The organism is Stenotrophomonas sp. NPDC078853, assembly GCF_044901215.1.
Classification (GTDB): Bacteria; Pseudomonadota; Gammaproteobacteria; order Xanthomonadales; family Xanthomonadaceae; genus Stenotrophomonas; species Stenotrophomonas lacuserhaii.
Genome location: NZ_JBJDOQ010000014.1, coordinates 54449 through 67319, shown reverse-complemented (window position 1 = coordinate 67319; position 12871 = coordinate 54449). Strand labels below are relative to the sequence as shown.

Here is a 12871-nt window from a genome sequence, read left to right as displayed (position 1 = left end):
CGCCGAGCATGGCTATGCCGGTCGTCCTGACCGGCACCCTCCGGGCCGTCGCAAGCAACGTTGGCAGTCGCTCCTGCCGCTGCCTTCGGCGCTACCAGGGCCGCTTCGGGGGTAAAATCATCGTTTACCCCTGAAACGGTCTCGATTCATGCGTACCCCGTTCCTGCTCATTCCGCTGGCCGTGGCCATTGCCGCTGGCTGCTCCCAGGAGCCCGCAGCCCCCGCTGCCACGGCCCCGACCGCCCAGAAGGCGCCCGCTGCTCCGGTGAAGGCCGAAAACCGCAGCCACGACGAAAGTTCCTATGCCGAGCCGGACAAGGTCGTCGTCAAGGACATCGCGCTGGACCTGAAGCTGGACTTCGACGCCAGGCAGATCGGCGGCACCGCGACCTACACCCTGGAGTGGAAGGACAAGGACGCCAAGCAGCTGGTGCTGGACACCCGCGCGCTCGACGTGGCCAAGGTGGAAGCCCTGGCCGCCGATGGTGCGCGCAGCGCGCTTCCCTTCGTGCTGGCGCCAGTGGACAAGGTATTTGGCAGCAAGCTGACCATCGAAGCGCCGGCGCAGCCGACCAGGGTCGAGATCAGCTACCACACCGCACCGACCGCCTCGGGCCTGCAGTGGCTTGAGCCCTCGATGACCGAAGGCAAGAAACTGCCCTTCATGTTCAGCCAGTCGCAGGCGATCCACGCCCGCTCCTGGGTGCCGCTGCAGGACACGCCGAGCGTGCGCTTCACCTACAGCGCGCATGTCACCAGCCGCCCGGACGTGATGGTGCTGATGAGCGCCGACAACGATCCCAAGGCCGCGCGTGATGGCGACTACACCTTCAAGATGCCGCAGCCGATCCCGTCCTACCTGCTGGCCATCGCGGCGGGTGACCTGGTGTTCGAGCCGATCTCCGGCCGCTCCGGCGTGTGGGCCGAACCGACCATGGTCGGCAAGGCCGCCAAGGAATTCGAAGACACCGAGAAGATGATCGGTGCGGCCGAAAAGCTGTACGGCGAGTACCGTTGGGGCCGCTACGACATGCTGGTGCTGCCGCCGTCGTTCCCGTTCGGTGGCATGGAAAACCCGCGCCTGACCTTCGCAACTCCGACCGTGATCGTCGGCGACAAGTCGCTGGTCTCGCTGGTCGCCCACGAACTGGCGCACAGCTGGTCGGGCAACCTGGTGACCAACGCCAGCTGGAAGGACATCTGGCTCAACGAAGGCTTCACCACCTACGTGCAGGGCCGCATCACCGAAGCGCTGTACGGCAAGGAAATGGCCGAGATGGAGCGCCAGATCGACCAGACCGACCTGCTGGCCGAAGTGAAGGACATGAGCCCGGCCGACCAGGCGCTGGCGCTGCCGCCGCTGAACGAACGTGACCCGGACGAAGCGCTGAGCCAGGTCGCCTACGTGAAGGGTTCCTGGTTCCTGGAGTTCCTGGAACAGCGCTTCGGTCGTGAAGTGTTCGATCCCTTCCTGCGTGGCTGGTTCAACGACCATGCGTTCCAGAGCGCGAATACCGACCAGTTCGTCGAGTACCTCAAGAAGAACCTGCTGCCGAAGAATCCCAACGCAGTGACCGAGGCCGAACTGACCGCGTGGCTGGAGCAGCCGGGCATTCCGGCGTTCGCCGCCAAGGCGCAGTCGCGCAACTTCAGCAACGTGGACACCGCGCGCATCGCCTGGGAAGGCACCGGCAAGATGCCGACCAACCAGTTGACCGCCGAGTGGAGCACGCAGGAGTGGGTGCGCTTCATCGACGGCCTGGGCGCCACGCAGCCGCTGGACAAGCTCGCCGCGCTGGATCGGGTGTTCAAGTTCACCGGTACGCCCAATGGTGAAATCGCCATGCGCTGGTACCCGCTGGCCATCCGCAGTGGCTATGCGGAGGCCACGCCGGCGGCCGCCGAGTTCATCGAGCGGGTCGGCCGTCGCAAGCTGATCATGCCGATCTACGCTGAACTGGTGAAGACCCCGGAGGGTCTGGAAGTGGCCAAGGCGGCGTTTGAAAAGGCCAAGCCGGGCTACCACCCGATCACCACCGGTTCGGTGCAGGACATGCTGTCCAAGGCCGAAGCCAAGTAAGCCGCAGGCGCCGGTAGTGACGGCCGCTGGCCGTCACGCCGTAGCATCTGGTGGGTGGCGACCGTTGGTCGTCACGCCGTAGCGGCTGGTGGGTGACGACCGTTGGTCGTCGCGCCGTAGCGTCTGGTGGGTGACGACCGTTGGTCGTCACGCCGTAGCGTCTGGTGGGTGACGACCGTTGGTCGTCACGCGGTGCATCTGCTGCTGCGCTCGCCGAGCACGGCTCGGCGCTACCGACGTGCCCGTGTCGTCACGCCTTTGCGTGCAGCGCCAGGAACATGTCCACACAGTCTTCCATCAGCCGCTGCTGCGCTTCCGGCGCCAGCGGTGCCTGGCCCATCGTCACCTGCGGCCAGAACGCGAAAGCCTTCAGCATGCCCTGCAGTTGATGCGCCGCTTCGCCCGGCGCGACGTCCGCGCCCAGCCGGCCATCGACCTGCGCCGCGCGTATCCAGGTCGCCAGCCCTTCTTCTTTCTCCGCCAGCTTGTCCATCATCGCCCGGGCCCGTTCCGGCGCGTGCACCAGCTCGGCAATCGCCACCCGCGACAGGTCGATGAAGCTCGCATCGGACATCAAACGCATCTTCTGCCGGGTGAACCGCAACAACTGCTCCCGCAGCGGCTGCACCGCGCTGTAGGCCACGGCCTCCACCGCTTGGCTGGCTTCCCACAGTTGCCACAGGATGGCGGTGAACAGCTCGTCCTTGCTGGCGAAATGGTTGTACACCGTACGCTTTGAAACTCCCGCAACAGCGGCGATGCGGTCCATGCTGGTGGCCGCGAAACCGAAGCTGCGGAACTCGGCAACGGCGGCGGACAGGATCGCGGCGCGCTTGCGGTCGGTCTGGCGGGTAGGGCGGATATCGGCACTCATCGGGCTATTTTACACCGTTCAGTTTACTTTTCCTGAAATGGAAATAGACTCGCCAGTGTACTTTTAAGGGCAAGCCCGAATGACCCGCCGCCTGCCGCGCCTTCTCCTTCTTTCTACGGTGTTGATCCCCATGTCCATTGGCCTGTTGACCTGCGGTGCCCGCCCGGCTGCCGCCTATGACCAGTCGCCGCAGTTCGGCGACGGGCGCTTCCACAATCCCGTCGGCAAGAGCGCGCTCGGCTTCGTCGGCACGCTGGGCGTGATGTGGAAGTTCCTGTTCGACAAGCCGGCCGATGCCAGTCCGCTGGCGCCGATCCCGGTGCAGGCGCTGACCCGCCAGGCCCTGCTCGAAGCGCCCGATGACAGCCTGTGGCGGCTGGGGCACTCGACGATGCTGATGAAGCTGGACGGCCATTTCTGGCTGACCGACCCGGTGTTCGCCGAGCGTGCCTCGCCGATGTCTTTCATGGGCCCGAAGCGCTTCCACGCCCCGCCGTTGAGCATCGACGAACTGCCGTCCATCACCGGCGTGATCATCTCCCACGACCACTACGATCACCTGGACCACGCAGCCATCCTCGCGCTCGCGCCGAAGGTGCAGCACTTCGTCACCGCGCTCGGCGTGGGTGACCGTTTGATCGGGTGGGGCGTGCCGGTGGCGAAGGTGGTGCAGTTGGACTGGTGGCAGGACACCCGCGTGGAAGGCCTGAAGATCGTCGCGACCCCGGCCCAGCATTTTTCCGGGCGCACCCTGGCCGACGGCAACCGCACGCTGTGGGCCTCGTGGGTGATCGACACCGGGCATACCCGCATCTTCTTCAGCGGTGACACTGGCTACTTCGATGGCTTTGCCCGCATCGGCGAGCGCTACGGCCCGTTCGACCTGACCATGATCGAGACCGGCGCCTACGATGCGCAGTGGCCGGACGTGCACATGCAGCCCGAGCAGAGCCTGCAGGCCCACTTGGACGTACGTGGAGCGGTGATGATGCCCATCCACAACGGCACCTTCGATCTGGCCCTGCATCCGTGGACCGAACCCTTCGAGCGCATCACTGCGCTGGCGGCCGAACGCGGCGTCACCCTGACCGCCCCGCAGATGGGCGAACCGCTGGATATCGGCGCCCCCGCGCCCTCCACGCACTGGTGGCGCCAGGTTGGCGAGGCCACGGCCCCTTCCCGGTAACGACCGTGCCCCGTGGTGGGTGACGACGCTTGGTCGTGGTGGGTGACCTTTGGTCGTGGTGGGTGACGACGGTTGGTCTTGGTGGGTGACGACCGTTGGTCTTGGTGGGTGACGACCGTTGGTCGTCACGCTCTTGGCAGGTACTGTATAGCCACGCCATCACCCCGGAATCCGCGATGAAACACCTGATCCTCGCCGCTGCCTGCGCATTGTCCCTGGCCGCCTGCAGCGATCCCGAAGCCGAACGCCAGGCGCAGCAGGCAGCCGAAGCGGCCGTGCAGGCGCAGAAGGAAGCCAAGGCCGACGAGGTAGCCCGGCAGTACGACACCTCCGTGGCGGCCAAGGACTGGGAGCGTGCCCGCATGCATGGCGGCTCGCTGCTGGACATCTACAAGGGCACCGCAGCGGCGGCGCGGATCGAACCGGGCTTTGCCGACGTCAAGGCGCAGTCGGACCAGGCGCGCAACCTGCGCCGCATGCAGGGCCTGTGGCAGTACAACCAGATCCCGGTTGGCACCAAGGGAACCCAGCGCTCCGCGTCGATTTACGGCAAGGAGCGCGTGGATGTCGACGGCAGCGGTCCAAAGCCGGTGCAGTTGGTGTTCCGCGACCATCCGCAGTGGAAACAGCACGCCTATCTGGTGCTGCAGGCAGGCGATTTCCGCTGTCCCGGCGGCTGCCGGGTGCAGGTGAGCGTGGACGGCGGCAAGCCGCGCGCGATGGCCGCGTGGCGCCCGGATACGGACGAGGCGATCGCCATGTTCATCACCGACCACGCGGCGCTGTGGAAGCTGGCGCGGCAGGCACAGGCGATCAGCATCGAGTTTCCGGTGAAGGCCGGTGGCACGCGCACCGTGGTGTTCGAAACCGGCGGCGTGGATGCCAGCCAGATGCCATGGAAATGAGTGCGCGCGCGGTGCCGGCTGTACAGCCGGGACTGGACGGACTGCGGCACTGGGTATTCGACATGGATGGCACGCTGACCGTCGCGGTGCACGACTTCCCGGCCATCAAGCGCGCGCTGGACATCGCCATGGACGAAGACATCATCGCCCACCTGGCGGCGCTGCCGGCCGATGAAGCCCATGCCAAACGTGCGTGGTTGTTCGAGCACGAGCGCGTGCTGGCCGAGGCCGCCGTAGCGGCGGAGGGTGCCGTGGATCTGCTGCGCGCGCTGGCCGGGCAGGGAAGCAGGCTGGGCATCCTGACCCGCAACGACCACGCGGTGGCCAAGCTGACCCTGGATGCGATCGGGCTGGGCGATCTTTTCCAGGATGCGGACATCATCGGTCGCGACGAGGTCGCCCCGAAGCCGGCACCGGATGGCCTGCATTATTTCCTGGAGCGGTGGGGCATCGCCGCCACGCAGGCGGTGATGGTGGGTGACCATCGGATGGACCTGGCCGCAGGGCGTGCCGCCGGCACGCATACCGTGCTGGTCAATACGCCCGGTGATCCGTGGCCCGGCATGGCCGATTGGCGCTTCGCCGATTGCCGCGCGTTGCAGGCCGCGCTGGAAAGGTGACGCGGTAGCGCCGAGCCATGCTCGGCGAGCGCAGCGGCGCTTCGGGCATTCCGCCGAGATGGCTCGGTGCTACCACCCTGCGCGGTCAGACGTTCAGTGCGTAACCGAACTGCTGCTTGAACTGTTCGTTGAACTCATCGAAGGTGAAGCGCTGGTTCTGGGTGCCCGGGTGCTCGACCTTCAGCGCGCCCATCAGGTTGCCCATGCGGCCGATGGTCAGCCAGTCGAAGCCCTTCTGGATGCCGTAGATCAGGCCGGCGCGGAACGCATCGCCACAGCCGGTGGGGTCGACTACGCGGCGCTCGTGCGCCGGCGGAATGTCGTAGCTTTTCTCCGGGGTGTGGATGACCGCACCCTTCGGACCGCGGGTGGTGATGTACGCCTGCACCCGGCTGACGATTTCCTTCTCGTCCCAGCCGGTGCGCTCCTGCAGGAGGTTGGACTCGTAGTCGTTGACCACCACGTAGTCGGCCTGTTCGATGAAAGTGCGCAGCTCCGGGCCATTGAACAGCGGCATCGCCTGGCCGGGATCGAAGATGAAGGGAACGCCGTCCTCGTGGAATTCCAGTGCGTTCTGGATCATGCCTTCGCGGCCGTCCGGACCGACCAGGCCAAGGCTCACGCCCGGTACGTCGCGCACGTGGTTTTCATACGAACGCATCATCGCGCCCGGGTGGAAGGCGGTGATCTGGTTGTTGTCGTGGTCGGTGGTGATGAAGGCCTGCGGGGTGAACAGTTCTTCGATCACGCGCACGCGCGAAAGGTCGATGCCCAGTGCATCGAAATGCTCGCGGTACGGGCCGAAATCGGTGCCCACCGTGCCCATCGGGATCGGGTGGCCGCCCAGCAGGTGCAGGTTGTAGGCGATGTTGCCGGCGCAGCCGCCGAACTCGCGACGCATGCGCGGCACCAGGAACGAGACGTTCAGGATGTGCACTTTGTCCGGCAGGATGTGGTTCTTGAACTGGTCCGGGAACACCATGATGGTGTCAAAGGCAAGAGAACCACAGATCAAAGCGGACATCGATGTAAGCCTATGCGGGAATGAGTGGAGTGCTGGCCGCGGCGGTGGGCAAGCAAACGGCGCCCATGGGCGCCCGACGGCGCAAAGGTTACCGGCTGGCGCCGCCGAAGGGTAGCGCCGGGCTGTGCCGGGACTGTCATGGACCGGTGCCGGGACGGGTATCGGGCACGCCGGCCGGGGCGCGGTGCCGCTGGCGGGCGGGATCGCCGCCCAACCTGTACCAATCGTGCCGAAAGCTAGTGAATACGCGGGTCCGGCTGGAAATATCCTTGCCCGCAGGGGGGCGGGTTGTTAGGCTTGTCTGTCTAAATTTTGCCCACGATTCCCCATTCCAGGCCGGAATTGCGCACCCCTCAGGATCACCACCTCGATGTTGAAGAAACTCCGCGGCATGTTCTCCAATGACCTGTCCATCGACCTGGGCACGGCCAACACCCTCATCTATGTGCGCGGACAGGGAATCGTGCTGAACGAGCCGTCCGTGGTCGCCGTGCGCCAGGACCGTGCCATCGGTGGCACCCGCTCGGTGGCTGCCGTCGGCGCCGAAGCCAAGCAGATGCTCGGCCGTACCCCCGGCCACATCACCACCATCCGCCCGATGAAGGATGGCGTCATCGCCGATTTCACCTACACCGAGGCGATGCTGAAGCACTTCATCAAGAAGGTGCACAAGTCGCGCTTCCTGCGCCCGAGCCCGCGCGTGCTGGTCTGCGTGCCGGCCGGTTCGACCCAGGTGGAGCGCCGCGCGATCAAGGAGTCGGCCGAAGAGGCCGGTGCGCGCGACGTGTTCCTGATCGAAGAGCCGATGGCCGCGGCAATCGGTGCTGGCATGCCGGTGACCGAGGCCCGCGGTTCGATGGTCATCGATATCGGCGGCGGCACCACCGAAGTGGCGGTGATCTCGCTCAACGGCATCGTCTATTCGGCTTCGGTGCGCATCGGCGGTGACCGCTTCGATGAATCCATCACCAACTACGTGCGCCGCAACCACGGCATGCTGATCGGTGAAGCCACCGCCGAGCGGATCAAGGTGGAGCTCGGCTGCGCTTACCCGCAGGCGCAGGTGATCGAGATGGAGATCTCCGGCCGCAACCTCGCCGAGGGCGTGCCGAAGATGATCAAGATCACCTCCAACGAGGTGCTCGAAGCCCTGCACGAGCCGCTGTCCGGCATCGTCAGCGCGGTCAAGCTGGCGCTGGAACAGACCCCGCCGGAACTGTGCGCCGACGTCGCCGAGCGCGGTATCGTGCTCACCGGTGGTGGCGCCCTGCTGCGTGACATGGATCGCCTGATCTCCGAAGAAACCGGCCTGCACGTGCAGGTGGCCGACGATCCGCTGACCTGCGTGGCCCGCGGTGGCGGTCGTGCGCTGGAGCTGGTGGACATGCACGGCAACGAGTTCTTTGCGCCGGAGTAAGTCTCCCCGGCATTACGTGAGCGCCGCGCCCTTCCGGGGTGCGGCCCGCCTTCGCGGCGGGCCGGCACCGGCAGGGCGCCGTCGTGTTTCCCATCTGATTCCTAGCTGAAGCTGCATCGTGCCGCCCTACGCCGGACCCCCCATTGCTTCCCGCTCCGGCGATGCCGCCAGCCCGCTGCGGCTGCTGGCTTACCTGGTGCTGGCGATCACCCTGATCGTGCTGGACGACCAGGCCGGCTGGCTTGCGCGCCTGCGTGACCAGGCCAACGTGCTGGTGCAGCCGGCCTGGAACCTGGCCGGCCTGCCCGGGCGCCTGGGCAACCAGGTGCGTGACAACGCAGCCAGCCATGGCCAGCTGGTGGCCGAGAACCGCCAGTTGCGCAACAACCTGCTGATCGCCAATGCGCGGCTGACCCGCCTGCAGACCGCCGCGCTGGACAACGCGCAGCTGCGCGAACTGTTGAACGTGGCCGAGCGCAGCGGGCTGGACGTGCAGTTGGCGCCGATCCTGGATATCGACCTGGATCCGGTGAAGCAGCGCCTGGTGCTGGCTGCCGGCAGCCGCGAAGGCGTGCACGTGGGCCAGGCGGTGATCGATGCCGGCGGGCTGATGGGGCAGGTGATCAGCGTGACCGCCAGTACCTCCACCGTGCTGCTGCTGACCGACCCGGACCATGCGGTGCCGGTGACGGTGGCGCGCAACGGCGTGCGCCTGATCGTCTATGGGCGCGGCGATACGCTTGAACTGCGCGATATTCCGCTGAGTGCGGGCGTGGAAGTGGGCGATGAGATCGTCACCTCCGGGCTGGGCGGGCGGTTCCCGGTCGGTTTCCCGGTGGGCAGCATCGCTGCGCTGCGCCCCGATGACACGCATGCCTTCCTGGTGGGTGAGCTGAAGCCCGCCGCGGCGTTGGATCGCGGTCGCGATGTGTTGTTGCTGCGGCCGGGCTCGCCGATCCGGATCCCGCCGTCACTACCCACCACGCGTGAGGACCAGCGGCCGTCACCCACCGAAGCGGCCGCGGCTCCGGTAGCGCCGAGCCATGCTCGGCGTGAACCCACCGGGTTGCGACCGTGAGCCGCCTGCGTGACAACCGCTGGGTGCTGCCGCTCAGCCTGGTGGTGGCGCTGCTGCTGGGGCTGTTGCCGCTGCCGGCGCTGCTGCAGCCGCTGCGTCCCTACTGGCTGGCGTTGGTGCTGGCCTACTGGGTGATCGAAGCCCCCGACCGGGTAGGCCTGGGCGTAGCGTTCGCCACCGGCGTGATCGCCGATTTCCTGTACGGCGGCGTGCTCGGCGAACAGGCGCTGCGGCTGGTGATCATGGCCTTCATCCTGCAGCGCTTCCGCGCCCGCATCCGCTTCTTCCCGATGTCCCAGCAGATCCTCGCCATCGGCGGCCTGCTGTTCAACGACCGCATCGTCAGTGCCGTGGTGCACGTGGTGGTGGGCGAACCCACCCTGCCGTGGGCCTACTGGTGGGCACCGCTGCTGGGCATGGCGCTGTGGCCGCTGGTGTTCGTGCTGCTGGATGCAGTGCGCTTCGGACGGCGCGGACGCTGACATGAGTTCGCGCCGCGCGGTCAAGAATCCGCATGCCGAGGCCGAACAGTTCCGCCGTCGCGCGGCACTGGGGTTCCTCGGCGTGCTGCTGTGCCTGGGTGGGCTGGGCGGCTGGTATTTCAAGCTGCAGGTGATGGACCACGAGATCTACGCCACACGCTCGGAGGCCAACCGCATCAAGCCGCGTCCGGTGGTGCCCGGGCGCGGCATGATCTACGACCGCAACGGCCGCCTGCTGGCCGAGAACGTGCCGGCGTTCCGCCTGGACGTCACCCCGGACAAGGTCAAGGACATGGACGCCACCCTGGCCGGGCTGGCGAAGATCTTCCCGCTCAGCGAGGAAGAGATCGAAGCGTTCAACCGATCACGCAAGGCGCGTCGCAGCTTCCTGCCGGTCACCTTGAAACTGCGCGTCAGCGAAGAGGAGATGGCACGCTTCGCGGTGGATCGCTGGCGCTTCCCCGGAGTCGAGCTGGAGCCCTACCTGACCCGGCGCTATCCCTTCGGCGATCTGTTCGCGCATGTCATCGGCTATGTCGGCCGGGTGGATGACAAGGACCTGGAGATGCTGGGCGAGGGCAACGCGGCCCTGACCCACATCGGCAAATCCGGGCTGGAGCGCTACTACGAACAACAACTGCGCGGCCGGGTCGGCTACGAACAGGTGGAAACCAACGTGCAGGGCCGCGCGATCCGCACCGTCGGCCGGGTGGCGGCGCAGTCCGGCACCGACCTGCGGCTGTCCATCGACGCCGACCTGCAGCGCGCGATGGTGGCCGCCTTCGGCGTGCAGGAAGGCGCGGCGGTGGCCATGGACCCGCGCACCGGTGAAGTGCTGGCGATGGTCAGCCTGCCTTCGTATGACGCCAATCTGTTCGTCAACGGCATCTCGCACGCGGATTTCCGCGCGCTCAACGACAACCCCTCGCGGCCGCAGTTCAACCGGCTGGTGCTGGGCGGGGTGGCGCCGGGTTCGACGCTGAAGCCGCTGATCGGCCTGGCCGGGCTGGATGCCGGGGTGCGCAAGCCGGAGGACAAGGTACTTTCCACCGGCATGTTCTACCTGCCCGGTACCAGCCGTGGCTGGGGTGATGCGCACCGTGGGGGCCATGGTTGGACCGACCTGCGCAAATCCATCGCCCAGTCGGTCAATACGTATTACTACCGGTTGGCGCTGGACCTGGGGATCGAGCGCTTCGACCACTACATGGAGTACTACGGCTTTGGCAAGCCGACCGGCATCGACCTGACCGGCGAGATCGGCGGCATCCTGCCTTCGCCGGCGTACAAGGCCAAGACCCGCAAGGAGCGCTGGTACCCCGGCGACACGGTGAACGTGAGCATCGGCCAGGGCGACTGGAAAGTGACGCCGCTGCAACTGGTGCGCGGCGTCAGTGGCATCGCCAGCGGACAGCTGCGCACGCCGCACCTGGTGATGCAGCAGCGCGCCGGCTTCGACAGCGACTGGACCATGACGCCGGCAAGTGAAGCCAAGCCCCTCAGCCCCAACCCGAACAACGTGCAGGCGGTGCGCGAAGGCATGATGGCGACCATGCAGCCGGGCGGCAGCGGCGCGCGCATGGCCGCCGGGGCGCCGTATGTCATGGCCGGCAAGACCGGCACCGCACAGGTGATCAGTCGCAAGGGCACTGCAGCCGTCGATCCGCGCAGCCTGCCGCTGCACCTGCGCCATCGTTCGCTGTTCGTCGGTTTCGCGCCGGCCGACAACCCGGTCATCGCCATCGCGGTGGCGGTGGAGGGTGGCGGCTACGGCGGCTCGGCGGCCGCTCCGATCGCGCGCAAGGTGTTCGATGCGTGGCTGCTGGGCAAGATGCCCGAGGGCGTGCTGCCGCTGGACGTGGAGCGCGGCAGCGTGGCCTTCGGTGCCACCGCCTTCGACAACGAAGACAGCAGCGCCCGCGCCAATGGCGATGCTGCGGCGATGGAAGCCGGCGAGCTGCCGGTGCAGGTCGGGCCGCCGGCCGCGGAGCCCGCCACCCCGGCAGCGCCGATCCATGATCAGCGGACGCTCTCCCCGGAGCCCGCCCGATGAAGGACTTCCTGCGCTGGGCCGGCGACATGCTGGTGCGCTTCTTCAGCACCCTGGACTGGATGCTGTGTGCGGCGCTCGGCGCATTGATGCTGATCGGCCTGGCCACGCTGAAGAGCGCCGGGGGCGATGGCCTGGTATTCGCCCAGGGGGCGCGTTTCGCCGTCGGTCTGGCCGCGATGTGGGGCATTTCGCGGGTGCCTATCCTGCGCATCCGCTCGGCCACGCCGATGATCTACGCCATCTCGATGATCCCGCTGCTGGCGGTGTTCGCCATCGGTACCGGCAAGTACGGGCGGCAGTGGCTGGACCTCAAGCTGTTCTACCTGCAGCCGGCCGAGTTGTTGAAGGTCAGCCTGCCGATGATGGTGGCCTGGTACCTGCACCGCATGCCGCTGCCGCCGCGCTTCACGACCGTGCTGGTCAGCATGCTGATCATCGGCGCGCCCACTGCCGCGGTGATGCTGCAGCCGGACTTCGGTACCGGCGTGCTGATCGCCGCCAGCGGGGTGTTCGTACTGCTGCTGGCCGGCCTGCCATGGTGGTGGGTGGGGCTGGGCGTGGGGGGCGTGGCCGCGGTCGCGCCGGTGGCCTGGTTCTGGCTGCTGATGCCGTACCAGAAGGATCGCATCATGATGTTCCTGGACCCGGAGATGGATGCGCTGGGGGCCGGCTGGAACATCATCCAGTCCAAGATCGCGATCGGATCCGGTGGGCTGGACGGCAAGGGCTGGGGGCAGGGCTCACAGTCGCACCTGAACTTCATCCCCGAGCAGACGACGGACTTCGCATTTTCGGTGCTGAGCGAAGAGTTCGGCTGGATCGGCGTGGCGCTGGTGCTGGCCCTGTATCTGGTGGTGATCGGCCGCTGCCTGTGGATCGCCAGCCAGTCACGCGATTCCTACTCGCGCCTGCTCGCCGGCGCCACCGGCCTGGCGTTCTTCGTCTATGTGCTGGTCAACGGCGGCATGATCTCCGGCCTGCTGCCGGTGGTGGGCGTGCCGATGCCGCTGATCAGCTACGGCGGCACCTCGGCAGTGTCGTTGCTGGCCGGCTTCGGGCTGGTGATGGCCGTGCGCAGCCACAACCCTGTTCACGGTGGTTATCGGTAGCCGCCAGGGGGCAGCGTCCGTTTCCTGCGGAAAAGGACGCTGA

At 67.0% G+C, this 12871-nt stretch carries 11 protein-coding genes; 9 read left to right on the top strand and 2 right to left on the bottom strand.

Going from position 1 to position 12871, the window contains the following annotated elements:
* Positions 1-148: 148 nt before the first annotated feature.
* Positions 149-2080, top strand: a complete 1932-nt coding sequence (locus tag ACI2JH_RS14470) for a M1 family metallopeptidase (protein ID WP_404736555.1) — start codon at positions 149-151, stop codon at positions 2078-2080.
* Between the two features lie 250 nt (positions 2081-2330).
* Here ACI2JH_RS14470 and ACI2JH_RS14465 read toward each other — a convergent pair whose 3' ends face one another.
* A complete protein-coding gene (locus ACI2JH_RS14465) occupies positions 2331-2954 on the bottom strand; it encodes a TetR/AcrR family transcriptional regulator (RefSeq protein WP_404736554.1) in 624 nt (207 codons plus the stop codon).
* Positions 2955-3084: 130 nt separating this feature from the next.
* Here ACI2JH_RS14465 and ACI2JH_RS14460 point away from each other — a divergent pair, with 130 nt between their 5' ends.
* From ACI2JH_RS14460 to ACI2JH_RS14450, 3 genes are all read left to right on the top strand, one after another.
* Entirely contained in the window at positions 3085-4140 is a 1056-nt protein-coding gene (locus ACI2JH_RS14460) for an MBL fold metallo-hydrolase (protein ID WP_404736553.1), read from the top strand.
* 176 nt (positions 4141-4316) lie between these two features.
* Positions 4317-5045: a hypothetical protein gene (locus tag ACI2JH_RS14455; RefSeq protein ID WP_404736552.1), complete on the top strand. Its 729-nt coding sequence runs from the start codon at positions 4317-4319 to the stop codon at positions 5043-5045.
* Positions 5042-5665 (top strand): HAD family hydrolase, encoded by a 624-nt coding sequence (locus tag ACI2JH_RS14450; protein WP_404736551.1) that lies wholly within the window; start codon positions 5042-5044, stop codon positions 5663-5665. Before ACI2JH_RS14455 ends, ACI2JH_RS14450 begins: the two co-directional genes overlap by 4 nt.
* An 85-nt stretch (positions 5666-5750) precedes the next feature.
* On the opposite strand, the gene ACI2JH_RS14445 is transcribed toward ACI2JH_RS14450, so the two are convergent.
* Entirely contained in the window at positions 5751-6689 is a 939-nt protein-coding gene (locus ACI2JH_RS14445) for a carbohydrate kinase family protein (RefSeq protein ID WP_101098908.1), read from the bottom strand.
* Between the two features lie 370 nt (positions 6690-7059).
* On the opposite strand from ACI2JH_RS14445, the gene ACI2JH_RS14440 reads away from it, so the two are divergent.
* The 5 genes from ACI2JH_RS14440 (at position 7060) to rodA (ending at position 12828) form a co-directional block, all read left to right on the top strand.
* Positions 7060-8106: a rod shape-determining protein gene (locus ACI2JH_RS14440; RefSeq protein WP_057509333.1), complete on the top strand. Its 1047-nt coding sequence runs from the start codon at positions 7060-7062 to the stop codon at positions 8104-8106.
* Between the two features lie 118 nt (positions 8107-8224).
* A complete protein-coding gene (mreC, locus tag ACI2JH_RS14435; protein ID WP_404736550.1) occupies positions 8225-9184 on the top strand; it encodes a rod shape-determining protein MreC in 960 nt (319 codons plus the stop codon).
* On the top strand, positions 9181-9666 hold the full coding sequence (gene mreD, locus ACI2JH_RS14430) for a rod shape-determining protein MreD (protein ID WP_101098910.1): 486 nt from the start codon (positions 9181-9183) through the stop codon (positions 9664-9666). Before mreC ends, mreD begins: the two co-directional genes overlap by 4 nt.
* Before the next feature lies 1 nt (position 9667).
* Entirely contained in the window at positions 9668-11719 is a 2052-nt protein-coding gene (gene mrdA / locus ACI2JH_RS14425) for a penicillin-binding protein 2 (protein ID WP_404736549.1), read from the top strand.
* Positions 11716-12828 (top strand): rod shape-determining protein RodA, encoded by a 1113-nt coding sequence (gene rodA / locus ACI2JH_RS14420; protein WP_101098912.1) that lies wholly within the window; start codon positions 11716-11718, stop codon positions 12826-12828. The genes mrdA and rodA overlap by 4 nt, the downstream gene beginning before the upstream one ends.
* The last annotated feature ends 43 nt before the right edge of the window (positions 12829-12871 follow it).